The sequence below is a fragment of the Bacillus mycoides genome (genome assembly GCF_000832605.1).
Lineage (GTDB): Bacteria > Bacillota > Bacilli > Bacillales > Bacillaceae_G > Bacillus_A > Bacillus_A mycoides.
Genome location: NZ_CP009692.1, coordinates 854,833 through 868,603, shown reverse-complemented (window position 1 = coordinate 868,603; position 13,771 = coordinate 854,833). Strand labels below are relative to the sequence as shown.

General features: G+C 35.3%; 12 protein-coding genes and 1 pseudogene. 1 reads left to right on the top strand and 12 read right to left on the bottom strand.

Annotated elements, in window-relative coordinates:
• Positions 1–42: 42 nt before the first annotated feature.
• The 9 genes from BG05_RS06195 to BG05_RS31830 all read right to left on the bottom strand — a co-directional run bounded on the left by BG05_RS06195 (position 43) and on the right by BG05_RS31830 (position 11,550).
• A complete protein-coding gene (locus BG05_RS06195; RefSeq protein WP_002034767.1) occupies positions 43–1,758 on the bottom strand; it encodes an ABC transporter ATP-binding protein in 1,716 nt (571 codons plus the stop codon).
• A 128-nt stretch (positions 1,759–1,886) separates the two neighbouring features.
• Positions 1,887–3,071 (bottom strand): PDZ domain-containing protein, encoded by a 1,185-nt coding sequence (locus tag BG05_RS06190; RefSeq protein WP_016121049.1) that lies wholly within the window; start codon positions 3,069–3,071, stop codon positions 1,887–1,889.
• Positions 3,072–3,166: 95 nt separating this feature from the next.
• Positions 3,167–4,603 carry a S41 family peptidase gene (locus BG05_RS06185; protein ID WP_012261984.1) on the bottom strand — a complete coding sequence of 479 codons (1,437 nt, stop codon included), beginning with the start codon at positions 4,601–4,603 and terminating at the stop codon, positions 3,167–3,169.
• 118 nt (positions 4,604–4,721) lie between these two features.
• On the bottom strand, positions 4,722–5,615 hold the full coding sequence (gene ftsX, locus BG05_RS06180) for a permease-like cell division protein FtsX (protein ID WP_002089596.1): 894 nt from the start codon (positions 5,613–5,615) through the stop codon (positions 4,722–4,724).
• Positions 5,605–6,249 carry a cell division ATP-binding protein FtsE gene (gene ftsE, locus BG05_RS06175; RefSeq protein ID WP_002129915.1) on the bottom strand — a complete coding sequence of 215 codons (645 nt, stop codon included), beginning with the start codon at positions 6,247–6,249 and terminating at the stop codon, positions 5,605–5,607. Before ftsE ends, ftsX begins: the two co-directional genes overlap by 11 nt.
• 365 nt (positions 6,250–6,614) lie before the next feature.
• Positions 6,615–6,938: a cytochrome c551 gene (gene cccB, locus BG05_RS06170; protein WP_002016129.1), complete on the bottom strand. Its 324-nt coding sequence runs from the start codon at positions 6,936–6,938 to the stop codon at positions 6,615–6,617.
• A 456-nt stretch (positions 6,939–7,394) separates the two neighbouring features.
• Positions 7,395–8,493 (bottom strand): peptide chain release factor 2 gene (gene prfB / locus BG05_RS06165; protein ID WP_100248371.1). Its coding sequence is split into 2 segments (ribosomal slippage): positions 7,395–8,420 and positions 8,422–8,493, totalling 1,098 coding nucleotides; the frame shifts between segments, so codons are not numbered across the junction.
• Positions 8,494–8,636: 143 nt separating this feature from the next.
• On the bottom strand, positions 8,637–11,144 hold the full coding sequence (secA, locus tag BG05_RS06160; RefSeq protein ID WP_002129917.1) for a preprotein translocase subunit SecA: 2,508 nt from the start codon (positions 11,142–11,144) through the stop codon (positions 8,637–8,639).
• A 283-nt stretch (positions 11,145–11,427) separates the two neighbouring features.
• The gene (locus tag BG05_RS31830) at positions 11,428–11,550 is read right to left on the bottom strand and encodes a hypothetical protein (protein WP_002167387.1); all 123 of its coding nucleotides are present in this window, start codon (positions 11,548–11,550) and stop codon (positions 11,428–11,430) included.
• On the opposite strand from BG05_RS31830, the pseudogene BG05_RS31465 reads away from it, so the two are divergent.
• Positions 11,513–11,713: pseudogene (locus BG05_RS31465) on the top strand (tyrosine-type recombinase/integrase); the annotation flags it as partial. The gene BG05_RS31830 and the pseudogene BG05_RS31465 sit on opposite strands and share 38 nt — an antisense overlap.
• A 55-nt stretch (positions 11,714–11,768) precedes the next feature.
• On the opposite strand, the gene BG05_RS06155 reads toward BG05_RS31465, so the two are convergent.
• The 3 genes from BG05_RS06155 to BG05_RS06145 are packed head-to-tail and all read right to left on the bottom strand — an operon-like array spanning position 11,769 to position 13,744.
• Entirely contained in the window at positions 11,769–12,296 is a 528-nt protein-coding gene (locus tag BG05_RS06155; RefSeq protein WP_003192363.1) for a hypothetical protein, read from the bottom strand.
• A gap of 41 nt (positions 12,297–12,337) precedes the next feature.
• Positions 12,338–12,976, bottom strand: a complete 639-nt coding sequence (locus BG05_RS06150; RefSeq protein ID WP_016127678.1) for an ATP-binding cassette domain-containing protein — start codon at positions 12,974–12,976, stop codon at positions 12,338–12,340.
• 3 nt (positions 12,977–12,979) lie between these two features.
• Positions 12,980–13,744 carry a hypothetical protein gene (locus BG05_RS06145; protein ID WP_016127677.1) on the bottom strand — a complete coding sequence of 255 codons (765 nt, stop codon included), beginning with the start codon at positions 13,742–13,744 and terminating at the stop codon, positions 12,980–12,982.
• Positions 13,745–13,771: the final 27 nt, after the last annotated feature.

The window sequence follows — 13,771 nt, the reverse complement described above, 5'->3', positions numbered from 1 at the left end:
TTTCCACTTACTTATGGTGCACTAATTCAGCAGAAATTATATTTACGAACTAAACTGCGCCTCATACAATCGGCTGTAACCCTCGCCTCGTTTGATTAGTTCCTCATGTGAACCTTGTTCTGCAATACCGTCTTTATTTACAACGACGATGCGATCTGCATTTTTAATAGTTGCAAGCCTGTGAGCGATAACTAATGTTGTACGGCCAACAGATAGTTCTGCAAGTGATTTTTGGATAGCAAGTTCTGTCTCTGTATCTAGCGCAGAAGTTGCTTCATCTAAAATTAAAATTGGCGGGTTCTTCAAGAACATACGGGCAATTGCTAAGCGCTGCTTTTGTCCTCCTGAAAGTTTCACACCACGCTCACCAATAACTGTATCTAAACCGTCTGGTTGCGAGTAAATTAAGTCCTCTAGCTGAGCACGTTTTACCGCCTGCCAAATTTCAGATTCTGAAGCTTTTAAGTTTCCGTAAGCGATATTTTCACGAATTGTTCCTGAGAATAAGAAAACATCTTGCTGTACAATTCCGATTTGCTTACGAAGTGACGATAACGTCATCTCTTTGGTGTCAATGCCATCAATTTGAATTGATCCAGATGATTGTTCATAAAAACGAGGTAATAAACTACATAGTGTTGTTTTCCCTGCCCCTGATGGTCCAACGAAAGCAACTGTTTCACCTGCATGTATTTTCAAACTAATATCGTTTAAAATCGGCTCTTTATTTTCATATCCGAACGTGATGTTATTGTATTGAATATCGCCGTGTACATGTTTAACTTCTATTGCATCTTTAGAATCTACAATATCCGGCTCTGTTTCCAGAAGTTCTACATATCTTTTAAAACCAGCGATTCCTTTCGGATAACTTTCAATAACCGCATTAATTTTTTCAATTGGGCGGAAGAAAATATTCGTTAATAAAACGAATCCAATAAATCCACCGTACGTTAATTCACCTTGCAGAACAAACCATGTACCACATATTAATACAAAGAGTGTTACAAGACGCATCAGCATATAACTAATCGATGAATTTAACGCCATAATTTTATACGCCATTAATTTTGTTGTACGGAAACGAGCATTATTTACAGCAAATTGCTCTTTCTCAAACTTTTCATTTCCGAATGCTTGTACAACGCGGATACCGCCTACATTGTTCTCGATACATGCATTGAAATCAGCAACGTCTGAGAATAAACGTCTAAACGTACCTGTCATTTTTTTATTGAAGTAAAGTGCCAACCATAATAAGAACGGGATTACGAAGAATGTTAGAAGTGCTAACTTCCAGTTAATCATCATCATAAATGAAAATGCTCCAACTAAAGTCATAATGGCAATGAATAAATCTTCTGGTCCATGGTGAGCAATTTCCCCAATTTCCATTAAATCGTTTGTAAGACGTGAAATTAAATGACCTGTTTTATTATTATCAAAAAATCTGAATGATAGCTTTTGAATGTGATCAAACAATTTCTGCCTCATATCTGTTTCAATGTTAACCCCAAGCATATGTCCCCAATATGTAACGACATATTGCAAACCTGCATTTAACACATAAACTACGAACAAACCGAAACAAGCCCATAAAATAAGCGTCCAGTTTTGTCCTGGTAATAACTTATCAATAAATTGATTTACGATAAGCGGGAAACCAAGTTCGAGTAAACCTGCGATAACTGCACAGGAAAAATCGAGTACGAATAAACCTTTGTACGGTTTATAGTAAGAAAAAAATTTACGTAGCATATCTTTCCTCCCTTTTCCAAATTAAAAGACTCTCTAAATGATAACCATTATCAAATAATTATTCAAGTTATCCGTCTATGAAACTAAAAAAACCTTCATCTATATTTGATGAAGGTTTCCATTTTATTTTATATAGCTTCCGAATCCCACTCGTGCTCTTGCTGAACAAATACAACACCTAATTCATGATGTCCCCCGGCGTATAATGCCGTTTGAGCAAGACGAAGCTCACCATTTGTATCTACTACTTCTAATTTACAAAACGCTCCTGTCGTCTTCGTTTGAAGCGCGTCATAAAACTCTTCGGTACTTCTTGGAATGATTCCATTTACTTTCGTAATAACTTCTCCAGGCTTTAAATTCATCTCTGCCCCAATTGTATTAGGAATTGTATCTAACACAACAAGTCCATCATTACGTGCGGCAAAGTATGCTGGTCTTTTCTCGTCTGCAATTTTCTCTTGCATCGAGATTGTAAAGCGCCCAAGCATTGCGACTCCCATCGCGATAATTGCGAATACGTGCCACCAGTAACTTGCGATACCTAAAACGAGTACGAGCCCCGCTAAACCATAGACACGTCTTCCTGTAAATAATAAAGCTTCCGTCGGCTCATAACTTCTAACCTTTCTCATAAATCCAATTAAAAATGGAACGAGGAATAAAGAGTATGTAGTCGAACCTATTGAAACGACAGGCCACCAAGAAATAAATCCTGTCACCGCGTCTCCTGGTATAAGAATAAATACTGGTACAAGCCATAAACGATTGGATTCATGTAGTCCAATTCGTAGCCCACGCTTACCTTTGTTAATTTTCGGCGTAGAATAACGAACTGCATTTTTAGAGATTAATAAACCCTCTACAACGAGCATAACGCCTAGTAAAATAGCAAGGGATACAATCGTACCCTCTTCACCTTCTCCAAGCTGTAAGAAGGAAACTGGCATCTTAGACGATAACAACACGAGTGCAATCGCGATTCCGAAAGTATAAGCTACAGATAAATATCGATACATAGCAGTTAATCCGAATAATAACGTCCAAAGTAAAATTGCCCATAAACTCGCTTTTGAAACAACAAGCCCAAGCCCAATCGTAATAATAGATACGATTAATCCGTACCCAATACCTGCAAATAGAGTTGTTCGTAGTTCAAACCAAATATCATATACTTTAAAAGAAAAATCTTTTCGTTCTCGTAATATACGTAAGTATCCAACGAAGATACTACTAATTAAAAATACATAGACAGCAGGGTGTAAAAAAAAACGTCCAACTGCTCGTAGTATTTCAAAAAGCCATGCCTCCACGAATTCATTCACCACCATTTATATCATTCTTTCTTTTTATCTTATCATATTTAACACATAAAAAAATACAGGCATCAAAGTGCCTGTATTCTTTCTTATTTCGCTATTAATTTCAATGCCGTCTGTAATTGTAAATCATTTTCTCCAGAACGGATTTTTTCAATGATTTTAGTTTGAATCGCTTCAGCTGTCTTTTTATCAAGTTGTCCTGTTGCTTCCATCTCATTCGCATTTTGGAATGCTTTTAGTGCTGATTCTGTCTCTTTGCTAAAGTATCCATCTTCACGTCCTGGTACATATCCTAAGCTCTTAAGCATTTCTTGCGCGTGTTTTACTTGTACATCATTTGAATTGTATGAAAGTGTCTTTTCAATTTGAATTGGTGTCGCATGATAATAATCTGGTTGCTTCACTTCTACAGTTGGCGCGATTCCTTTTTTATGAATCCAATTGCCATCTGGTGTTAACCATTTAAACATTGTTAATTTAATGTTGCTGCCATCTTTAAATGGAACAGCCTGTTGAACAGTACCTTTACCAAACGTTTTTTCACCAATTAAATCGTATCCTTCTCCTTCTTTTAGCGCACCAGCTAAAATCTCTGAAGCAGAAGCACTTCCGTTATCAATTAATACTGAAATTGGATATGACTTTCTCTCTTTCAGTTCCGTAGAGAATTTCTTCTTCTCACCATTTCGCTGTTCTACTTGTAGCATTGGCTTTTTATCTGTCATGATGTCTCCTAGTATATCTTCTACACTATTTAAATAACCGCCAGGATTACCACGCACGTCAATAACTAAGCCCTTTATGTTTTTCTTCTCTAGCTCTTTTAACTGATCCTTAAATTCTTTCGCAGTATTTTCAGCGAAAGAAGTAATTTGCATATAACCGATATCTTTTCCGCTATCTTGCTTTACGGAACTAAATACAGTGAAAATCGGAATCTTTTCACGCTTAATTTTAAATTCTATCGGATCAGCCACTCCTGCGCGCTTAATTTCAATTGCAACAGTCGTTCCTTTTTTACCACGAATTTTTAATACTGCTTCTTCACGTGATAAATCTTTCACACTATTTCCATCTACAGATAAAATTTGGTCATTCGGTTTAATTCCTATCTTTTCTGCTGGTGAACCTTTAATTGGCGATACGATAATAAGCTTACCGTCCGTCTTGTTCACTTCAGCTCCAATCCCTTCAAGTTCAGGATCCAATGACTGACTAAACTGTTTTGCCGTTTCTTTATCCATATACGTGGAATAAGGGTCCTTCAGCGTAGACAACATTCCCTGTATCGCACCTTCGACTAATTTGTCGTCTTTCACGTCTTCCACATAACGTGAATCAATTAGTGCATACGCCTCATTAATCTTTACCAAATTCCCTTGCGCTGTGCCAGCATTACCATTCGATACTGTTTGCGTTACATACGCTGGGTTTATCCCAAACCAGTACATACCACCAAACATCCCGCCAGCACCAATTAAAAATGCAACAACCATTCCAATAATTGCAACTCTACGTTTCAATGCGGAATTCCCCTTTCCAGAACACACAGGTGGTGTAGCAAAAGGCATCACACGATGTGTGATGCCTTTACCTATTTCTACTATATGATAAGCTTGTACGAATTATGTTTGCAACTTTTTATACTTTTAAGAAGCGACGAATTGACATTACACTTCCCCACATACCGATTAATGCACCGATTAACATTAATAAACCAGCTAATTGGAATACGAATGGGTTGTATGGTAGAAGCTCGAAAATTGTTCCGCCAAGTTTTTCATTAAACACACCTTGCAACGAATTATACATAACTAAAATTAGGCCAATTGGAATAATTGATCCTAATACTCCTAGGAATAATCCCTCTAACAAGAACGGCCAACGAATAAACCAGTTTGTTGCACCAACAAGTTTCATAATTTCAATCTCAGTACTACGAGCATAAATTGTAATTTTAATTGTGTTAGAGATTAAGAACATCGCTGTGAATAGAAGACCCGCAATTAACGCAATCCCGATGTTACGACCAGTTTTTACAGTATCAAATAATTTTTCAACTTGACCTTTACCGTATTGAACATTACTTACAAACTGCATTTTCTCAATCTTTTTCGCAATTGTTGCCGTATCTGTTGGTTCTTTCGCCTTTACAACAAATACGTTTTTCAGTGGGTTATCTTGCTCAAATAACTCGAACGTTTTTCCACTATCGCCTAAGCTTTTAATTAAACGTTTCAACTCTTCTTCTTTAGAAGAATATTTAATAGAATCTACTTTCGCAATTTTACTCATATCTTCTTCTAATTTCTTTTGATCAGCTTCTTTTGCTGCTGGATCAACATGCACACGAATTTCTACATCTTGCTCTACTTTCGTCGCAAAATGGTTCATATTCATAATCGCTGTCAAAAAGACACCTACAAGTAATAATGTAACTGTTACTGCACTTACAGAAGCAAATGTCATCCATCCGTTACGGGATAGATTTTTCACACCTTCTCGCAAATGTCGACTAAGGGTTTTAGCCTTCATATCCGTATCCTCCCTCAATCTCGTCTCGAACAATTTTTCCGCCTTCAATTGCAATTACACGATGACGAATTGTATTTACGATATCTGCGTTATGTGTCGCCATAACAATCGTTGTACCACGCTCATTAATACGTTTAAAAATCTTCATAATATCAAGAGCTGTTTCAATATCTAAGTTACCAGTTGGCTCATCGGCAATTACAACCTTTGGCTTATTTACAATCGCTCTTGCAATCGCCACACGTTGTTGCTCTCCGCCCGAAAGCTCATTTGGAAGTGCATCGGCACGCTCTTCAAGACCAACAAGACCTAACACTTCTGTAACGCGCTCACGAATCGCTTCCTTCTCTTCTTCAATTACTTCTAAAGCAAACGCAACATTCTCATATACCGTTAATTTAGGTAGCAATTTAAAATCTTGGAAAATCACGCCTAATTGACGACGGAAATATGGAACATCTCTTTCTGCTAATGTTTCAATTACAAGTCCATTTACATTAATTGATCCTGTAGATGGCTTCTCTTCACGATACATCATTTTAATAAATGTAGATTTTCCGGCTCCACTCGGTCCAACTACGTATACGAATTCACCTTGTTTAATGTTAACTGTGAGACCAGCAATGGCTTTCATACCATTTGGGTACTCCTTATAAACATTCGTCATTTTTATCATTATTTATCACCCAATACTTAATGATTTTTTTAGAAATACTTTTCTGTACATTTGAAAATAAAAGAAAAACCTTTATTTTCATTCGACCATTCTTGTTGAAGGTAGCTTCCATACATACTTTTTATTAGCAATGCTACTCTATGTAATATATTTCATCAAAATTCTACAAACCCCATTGTAACATCAATCGGTTTCCAATTCGGATACAATTTTGTTACAGTTATGTTACATCCTAATAAAAGGTAAACGAGCTCATGTAATTACTTAACTCGAAGCACTTTTCGGTCAAGTTATACAATCAGCTCGTTTATTAATTACGTTTCTTATTTATGCTCCGCTAACCATTCAGCTACTTTTTTCGCATCTTCACCTTGAATAATTCCTGGTGACATTGAACCGCGGCCTTTTTCAATAATCTTTTCAATCTCTGCTGCGTCATATTTCTGTCCTACTTTTCGTAAATCTGGTCCAGTTGCTCCTGATAAATCTTTAGCATGACAACCTATACAACTTTTTTGGTAAATTTGCTCTGCGCTATCTGTGCTTGCAGATTGTTTTGATGGTTTACTCTCTTCTTTATTTCCACATGCTCCTAAAGCAAAAACGACTGACGTCCCCAGCGTAATAGCCAACAATTTCTTTTTCACTTCTATCGCTCCCCATTGTTGATATTCTTTTCATTCATAACTAGGCAATAGTTTTCATAACACATTCAATATTCATTATAAGCATTATCTTTATATAGAAAAACTAAGGTGTATTTCATATTTTTCACAAATATAGTGAGAAGCCTAATAAAATAAGCTTTCATAAATTGTTTCAATTCTGTGAACACCTTAGAAAGTTCTATAAAGAGCCTTTTTCTCCAATCAAAACTGAGAAATTCTATATAAAGTCCTACTCTATTACCACTTTGTTTTACTATTCTCTACCTTTTACAAAACAATATACGGCATTGTATTCTACATATAATCTCATCAAAAAGAGAAGTTGTCGTTTCCAACTTCTCTTCCTCTTTATTTCATCAATATAAATAAGATAAGCCTCTTTATATCCTCTTGGACCTCAGCATGTGCCAACAATTCTGTTGGCTTTTTCTCTTATTAAATACGAGAACGTAAATACGCATCAATAAACGGATTAATTTCTCCATCCATAACTGCTTGTACGTTACCAACTTCTGTATTTGTACGATGGTCTTTCACAAGAGAATACGGGTGGAATACGTAAGAACGGATTTGGCTGCCCCATCCAATTTCTTTTTGCTCTCCGCGAATCTCATCTAATTGTGCTTGTTGTTCTTCTAATTTCTTTTGATATAATTTCGCTTTTAGCATTTTCATCGCATGCTCACGGTTTTTAATTTGAGAACGCTCTGACTGACATGTTACAACCGTGTTTGTCGGTAGATGAGTTATACGAACTGCTGAATCTGTCGTATTAACGTGCTGTCCACCTGCACCACTTGCACGATACGTATCTATTTTCAAATCTTCTGTACGCACTTCAATTTCAACTTCATCATTGAATTCAGGTACAACTTCACAAGATACGAACGATGTATGACGACGACCTGAAGAATCGAACGGTGAAATACGTACAAGACGATGTACACCTTTCTCCGCTTTCAAGTAACCGTAAGCGTTATGACCTTTAATTAATAATGTAACACTCTTAATACCAGCTTCATCGCCCGGTAAGTAGTCAACCGTTTCTACTTTAAACCTACGTTTTTCAGCCCAGCGCGTGTACATACGTAATAACATAGAACCCCAGTCTTGTGACTCTGTTCCACCTGCACCTGGGTGTAATTCTAAAATAGCGTTATTTTTATCATAAGGATCGCTTAATAGTAACTGCAGCTCGTACTCATTCATTTCTTGAATTAAAGTTTTCACTTCAGATTCTAGTTCCTCATGTAAATCTTCATCATACTCTTCTTTAAGTAAGTCATGCGTCATTTCTAAGTTTTCGAACGTCTCATCTAACTGACGGAACCTTCCAACCATATCTTTCAGCGCATTCGCTTCATTAATTACAGCTTGTGCGCCTTGTTGGTCATCCCAAAATCCTGCGCCCATCATCGTTTCTTCTAATTCTGCAATTTGTTTTTCCTTAGTAGGAAGGTCAAAGAGACCCCCTAAAAGCCGCTAATCTCTTAGCCATTTTTTCTAATTCTTGCCTAATTTCTACTAATTCCATTTCCTTCACCTCTATGTAATTGCTGTTACTTTCATATGAAAACAAGGGAAACTCTCTCCGCTTATTACGGAGAGAGTTTAATCCTTTTCATTATACATTTTTGATGTAAAAATTTGCAAAGCAGTCTAAACTACAGTTTCTTATTACTGCCCAATGCCACAACAGTTTTTATATTTCTTGCCACTACCACATTTACATAAATCGTTGCGTCCCATTTGGTCACCTTTTACAACCGGTTTTTTCTTCGCGTCTTCGCCATCGCTTGATGGATGAACAGCTTCACCTTGAACAACTTCTTGACGCTCTAAGTTTTGCTCAATTTCAGCTTTCATAATGTAACGAGAGATTTCCTCTTCAATAGAAGCGATCATCGACTCGAACATTGCGAACCCTTCCATTTGGTATTCACGAAGTGGATCGATTTGTCCGTAAGCACGTAAATGAATACCTTCACGAAGGTGATCCATTGCATCGATATGATCTGTCCATTTCGTATCTACAACACGGAATACAACAACCTTTTCGAATTCACGCGTCTGCTCTTCAGGTAGAAGCTTCTCTCTTTCGTTATAACGCTCTAATAATTTCGCGATAATTGATTCGCTCATTTCTTCTGGAGCAAGGCGACGTAACTCTTCTTCTTTTACATCTCCTTCTTCAAGAAGGTTTGTATTTAAGTAATCGACAAGACCTTTAATGCTCCAATCTTCTTCGATTTCTTCTTGCGTATGAAGTGCAACAGCACGTTCTATCGTAGATTTCATCATACCTTCAATAATACTGCGTAAGTTCTCTGAATCCATTACTTCTTGACGCTGTTTATAAATTACTTCACGTTGTTGACGAAGTACATCGTCGTATTGCAATAGCTGCTTACGTGCATCATAGTTATTTCCTTCCACACGTTTTTGTGCAGATTCTACAGCACGAGAAACCATTTTACTTTCGATTGGCTGTGAATCATCCATACCAAGACGATCCATCATCGCTTTCATATTGTCAGAACCGAAGCGGCGCATTAGTTCATCTTCCATTGATAAGTAGAACTGTGTTACACCAGGGTCCCCTTGACGACCAGAACGACCACGTAACTGATTATCAATACGACGGCTTTCGTGACGCTCTGTACCGATAACTGCTAGACCGACGTTTCTAATATCCTCGCCTAACTTAATATCCGTACCACGACCAGCCATATTCGTCGCAATTGTTACAGCGCCTTTCATACCAGCTTCTGCAATGATATCTGCTTCACGCGCATGGTTTTTTGCATTTAAGATATTATGACGTACACCTTTACGTGTTAACATTTTTGAAATAAGCTCTGACGTTTCAATTGCAACTGTACCAACAAGAATAGGTTGCCCTTGCTTATGACGATTTACAATATCCTCAACAACTGCATTGAATTTACCTTCCATTGATTTGAAGATTAAATCAGCACGATCATCACGAATAATATCTTTATTCGTTGGAATTACGATAACATTCATATTGTAAATACTACGGAATTCTTCTTCTTCCGTTTTCGCTGTACCAGTCATACCAGATAATTTTTCGTACATACGGAAGTAGTTTTGGAACGTAATTGTTGCAAGCGTCATACTTTCATTTTGAATTTCTACGCCTTCTTTTGCTTCAATAGCTTGATGTAAACCTTCGCTATAACGACGACCTTTCATAAGACGGCCAGTGAATTGGTCTACGATTACGATTTCGCCTTCTTGTACAACATAATCTGTATCAAGGTGCATAACAACGTGTGCACGAAGCGCCTGATTAATATGGTGAAGAAGTGCTACATGTTTTAAATCGAATAAGTTATCGATATGGAAAGCTTTCTCAGCTTTCGTAATACCATCTTCTGTTAACATTACATTTTTCGTTTTCACATCAAATGAATATTCTTTTTCATTTTCTAATGTACGAACGAATGCATTTGCAAACATGTATAGCTCTGCTGATTTTTGAGCTTGTCCCGAAATAATAAGCGGCGTACGTGCTTCATCAACTAAAATAGAATCGACTTCATCGATGATAGCAAAATTAAGTGGACGCTGAACGCACTGCTCTCTATATAACACCATGTTGTCACGTAAGTAATCGAACCCAAGCTCGTTATTTGTGCTATACGTAATATCAGCAGCATAAGCAGCTTGTTTCTCTTCACGTGACATACTATTTAAGTTAATCCCTACAGTTAGGCCAAGGAACTCATGAAGTTGTCCCATTTCGCTCGCATCACGTTGCGCTAAGTATTCATTGACTGTAACAACGTGAACACCTTTTCCTGTTAATGCGTTTAAATATACAGGTAAAGTAGATGTTAACGTTTTACCTTCACCTGTTTTCATCTCAGAGATATTTCCTTCATGTAAGGCGATACCACCCATTAGCTGTACGCCATATGGACGCATTCCAAGAACACGATTCGCTGCTTCACGAACAACCGCAAAAGCTTCAGGAAGTAGATCATCTACTGTCTCACCTTTTGTTAGACGTTCTTTAAATTCAATCGTTTTTCCTTTTAATTGTTCATCAGTTAGCGGCTTAATAGATGATTCTAATGCATCAATTTGCTCCACTGTCTTCTGCATACGTTTAATTTGGCGTTGGTTGACATCAAATACCTTTTTTAAAATACCGATCATAGGAAATACGCTCCTCTTTTATTAAAATAAAACTTCCGATTGCTTTCTTTTTCTCTTTACAATCAGTCGTTATAAAAATCAAATTTATGTTATGCCAATTTTTCTCCTAATTAAAAAACTAAAATGTATAAACCTAATGATAATTGTAACACTTGTCTTATAACTATGACAACAATCGTCCAAATGTCGAGCCGTAGATTCAGGAAAAGTTTTTATTTTATTCGTTTCAACAAATTAATAATTCTTTTCCCTACCTCTCTATTTCAAATTCATATTCCAAATTTCATATTAATTCTAAATAATATTCTTTCCCGTTCCCTTTAAAGAGAGTAGCTGGAATGAACATATTAGTAAGATTTAAATCGACAATTACAAAAGCCAAAGATTTTGCCGGTGCAGCATCCATAGATACTCACACAATGCGCAAAACCTTCAGCTTTTGATTTCTATAAACAATATCTATCATTATATTGCAAGATATACTCAACCACAGCAGCTCAAAAATAAACTTAAAATATATAGATATCAATAAAGAAGAAAAAGACACTATACTTAATACATTTTATATAGAACTTTTTCTTTTTTTACAATTACACTTCAAATTAATACTACTAATAAATGTTATTAATTTATTGGTATTTCTAATTCATGATATTTCCCTTTCTTATCCTTCATAAAAGAAATGAATTTCACCTTAGTTGATTCATTTGAAAAGTTTTTATAATTTTTATAAGGGTCATCTCCTATAAAATAATTTGTCCCTATATATCCTCGTACTGTTTTACCAGCAGGTATTACAGGATCAAACTGATATTTTTCAGGTAATTCCATTGAATAAGGAACTAAATTATAAAACTCCCCTATTTTAGAATAAAACATTGTATTAGAAATAGACTTATTACTAAATAAGTTAATATCCCGATTTGTTGTATTTGTAATATTTAAAGGTAACACATACATTACTACTTCACGGTCTTCATAAGGATCATAAACTTTTGTAGGATCAAGAGGCTCAAGTGCATGAAACTTCACTCCTTGTCCATCATCAAAAGTTCTATTAGATAAAAACTCATCTTTTACCACTTTATAAGATTCATTATTTTGATTTAATGTTTTAAATCTAAACAAACTAGCAAATGTACATAGCAACACACACAATCCAATGATTATTAAGACATGTTTTCTTGTCACTATTAATCTACCAACTTTCCATTATTAACATGTACAATACGATCTACTATTCCATTATCTAGAACATGCACATCATGACTAGCTACAATAATAGTCGTTCCCTTAGATTTTTCTACTTCCAAAATATCTAAAACATCTTTTATCCCATCACTATCTAAAGCATTAGTTGGCTCGTCTAATAACAATAATTTTGGTCGTTCCATTAAAGCTTGCGCTATCCCTAAACGTTGTTTCATACCTAAAGAGTATCTTTTATACTTTCTCTTATCTGCTTTATCAAGTCCAACCCTTTGAATAATATTATAAATTTCCTCATCAGAAATTTTATTGTTAATCGATGCTAAAAATTTCAAGTTCTGAAAACCAGTATACCCTGGAATAAAACTTGGATATTCAATCAATATTCCCATAGAATCAGGAAATTGCTTTTGTTTTCCGATCATTTTATTATCTACATAAACAAATCCAGAATTCAAACGCATTAACCCTGATATAGCTCGTAAAATCATCGTTTTACCAGAGCCATTATGCCCTTTCAAAACTAAAAACTCGCCTTTTTTTATCGATAAACTAATATTATCTAACACAATATTTCCTTTTAATTTTTTCATCATACATTCACATTTAATATAATTGTCCATAAATTATTCACCTATCACATCTAGTTTTTTAAAACAAAAACTACCTAATAAAATCATTACAACAACAATTACTACTCCTATTAAAAGTAAATCATTACATTGAATAGATTGATTATTACCTAAAGTCAATTGAATTGAACTGTGATCAACAAAATACCAGCGATTTGGCATAACAAAAGAGCCTAAAAAATAAATATTATGAAAGCAAATAGACATAAATAGGTACATCAACATCAGTACAAAAACAATAGTTATTGGTATATAAAACGTTAAAAACTCAAAAATTAAAGCTAATAAAAAGCTTATGATTATTTGAATTAGCATAGTACCTAATATTTTATAAGAAAATTGACTATATAAATTTAAAAAAGAATACTCGCCAAAAGAAAGCAAATAGTAAACAGTAAACCAAAGAAAATACATAACAATCCAAATACTAATTATATAAAAGACCAAAGATAGTATTTTCGTTAACCAAAGAAAATGCTTCTTCTTAATACGAGGAAATAAATAAACACCATTCTGTTGAATATCTGAAAAAGCAAAATTCCCTACAAGCAACAAAGGAGTGATTTGAAAAAAAATCCAATAAAAAGGGATAGAAAATCGCCCCTCCTTATAAAAGTGAGATAAATCAACAAAGTCTACTCCATGAAAAAATCGATAAAAGGTAACATCTACTAATCCAGGTTCTTTACCATTAATAAGAAACTGATTGTATAAAAAAGTAAATACAATCATAGCGTAAATTAAGAATAAAAAAGCCATTATCTTGATGGAATCTCTAAACCTTAC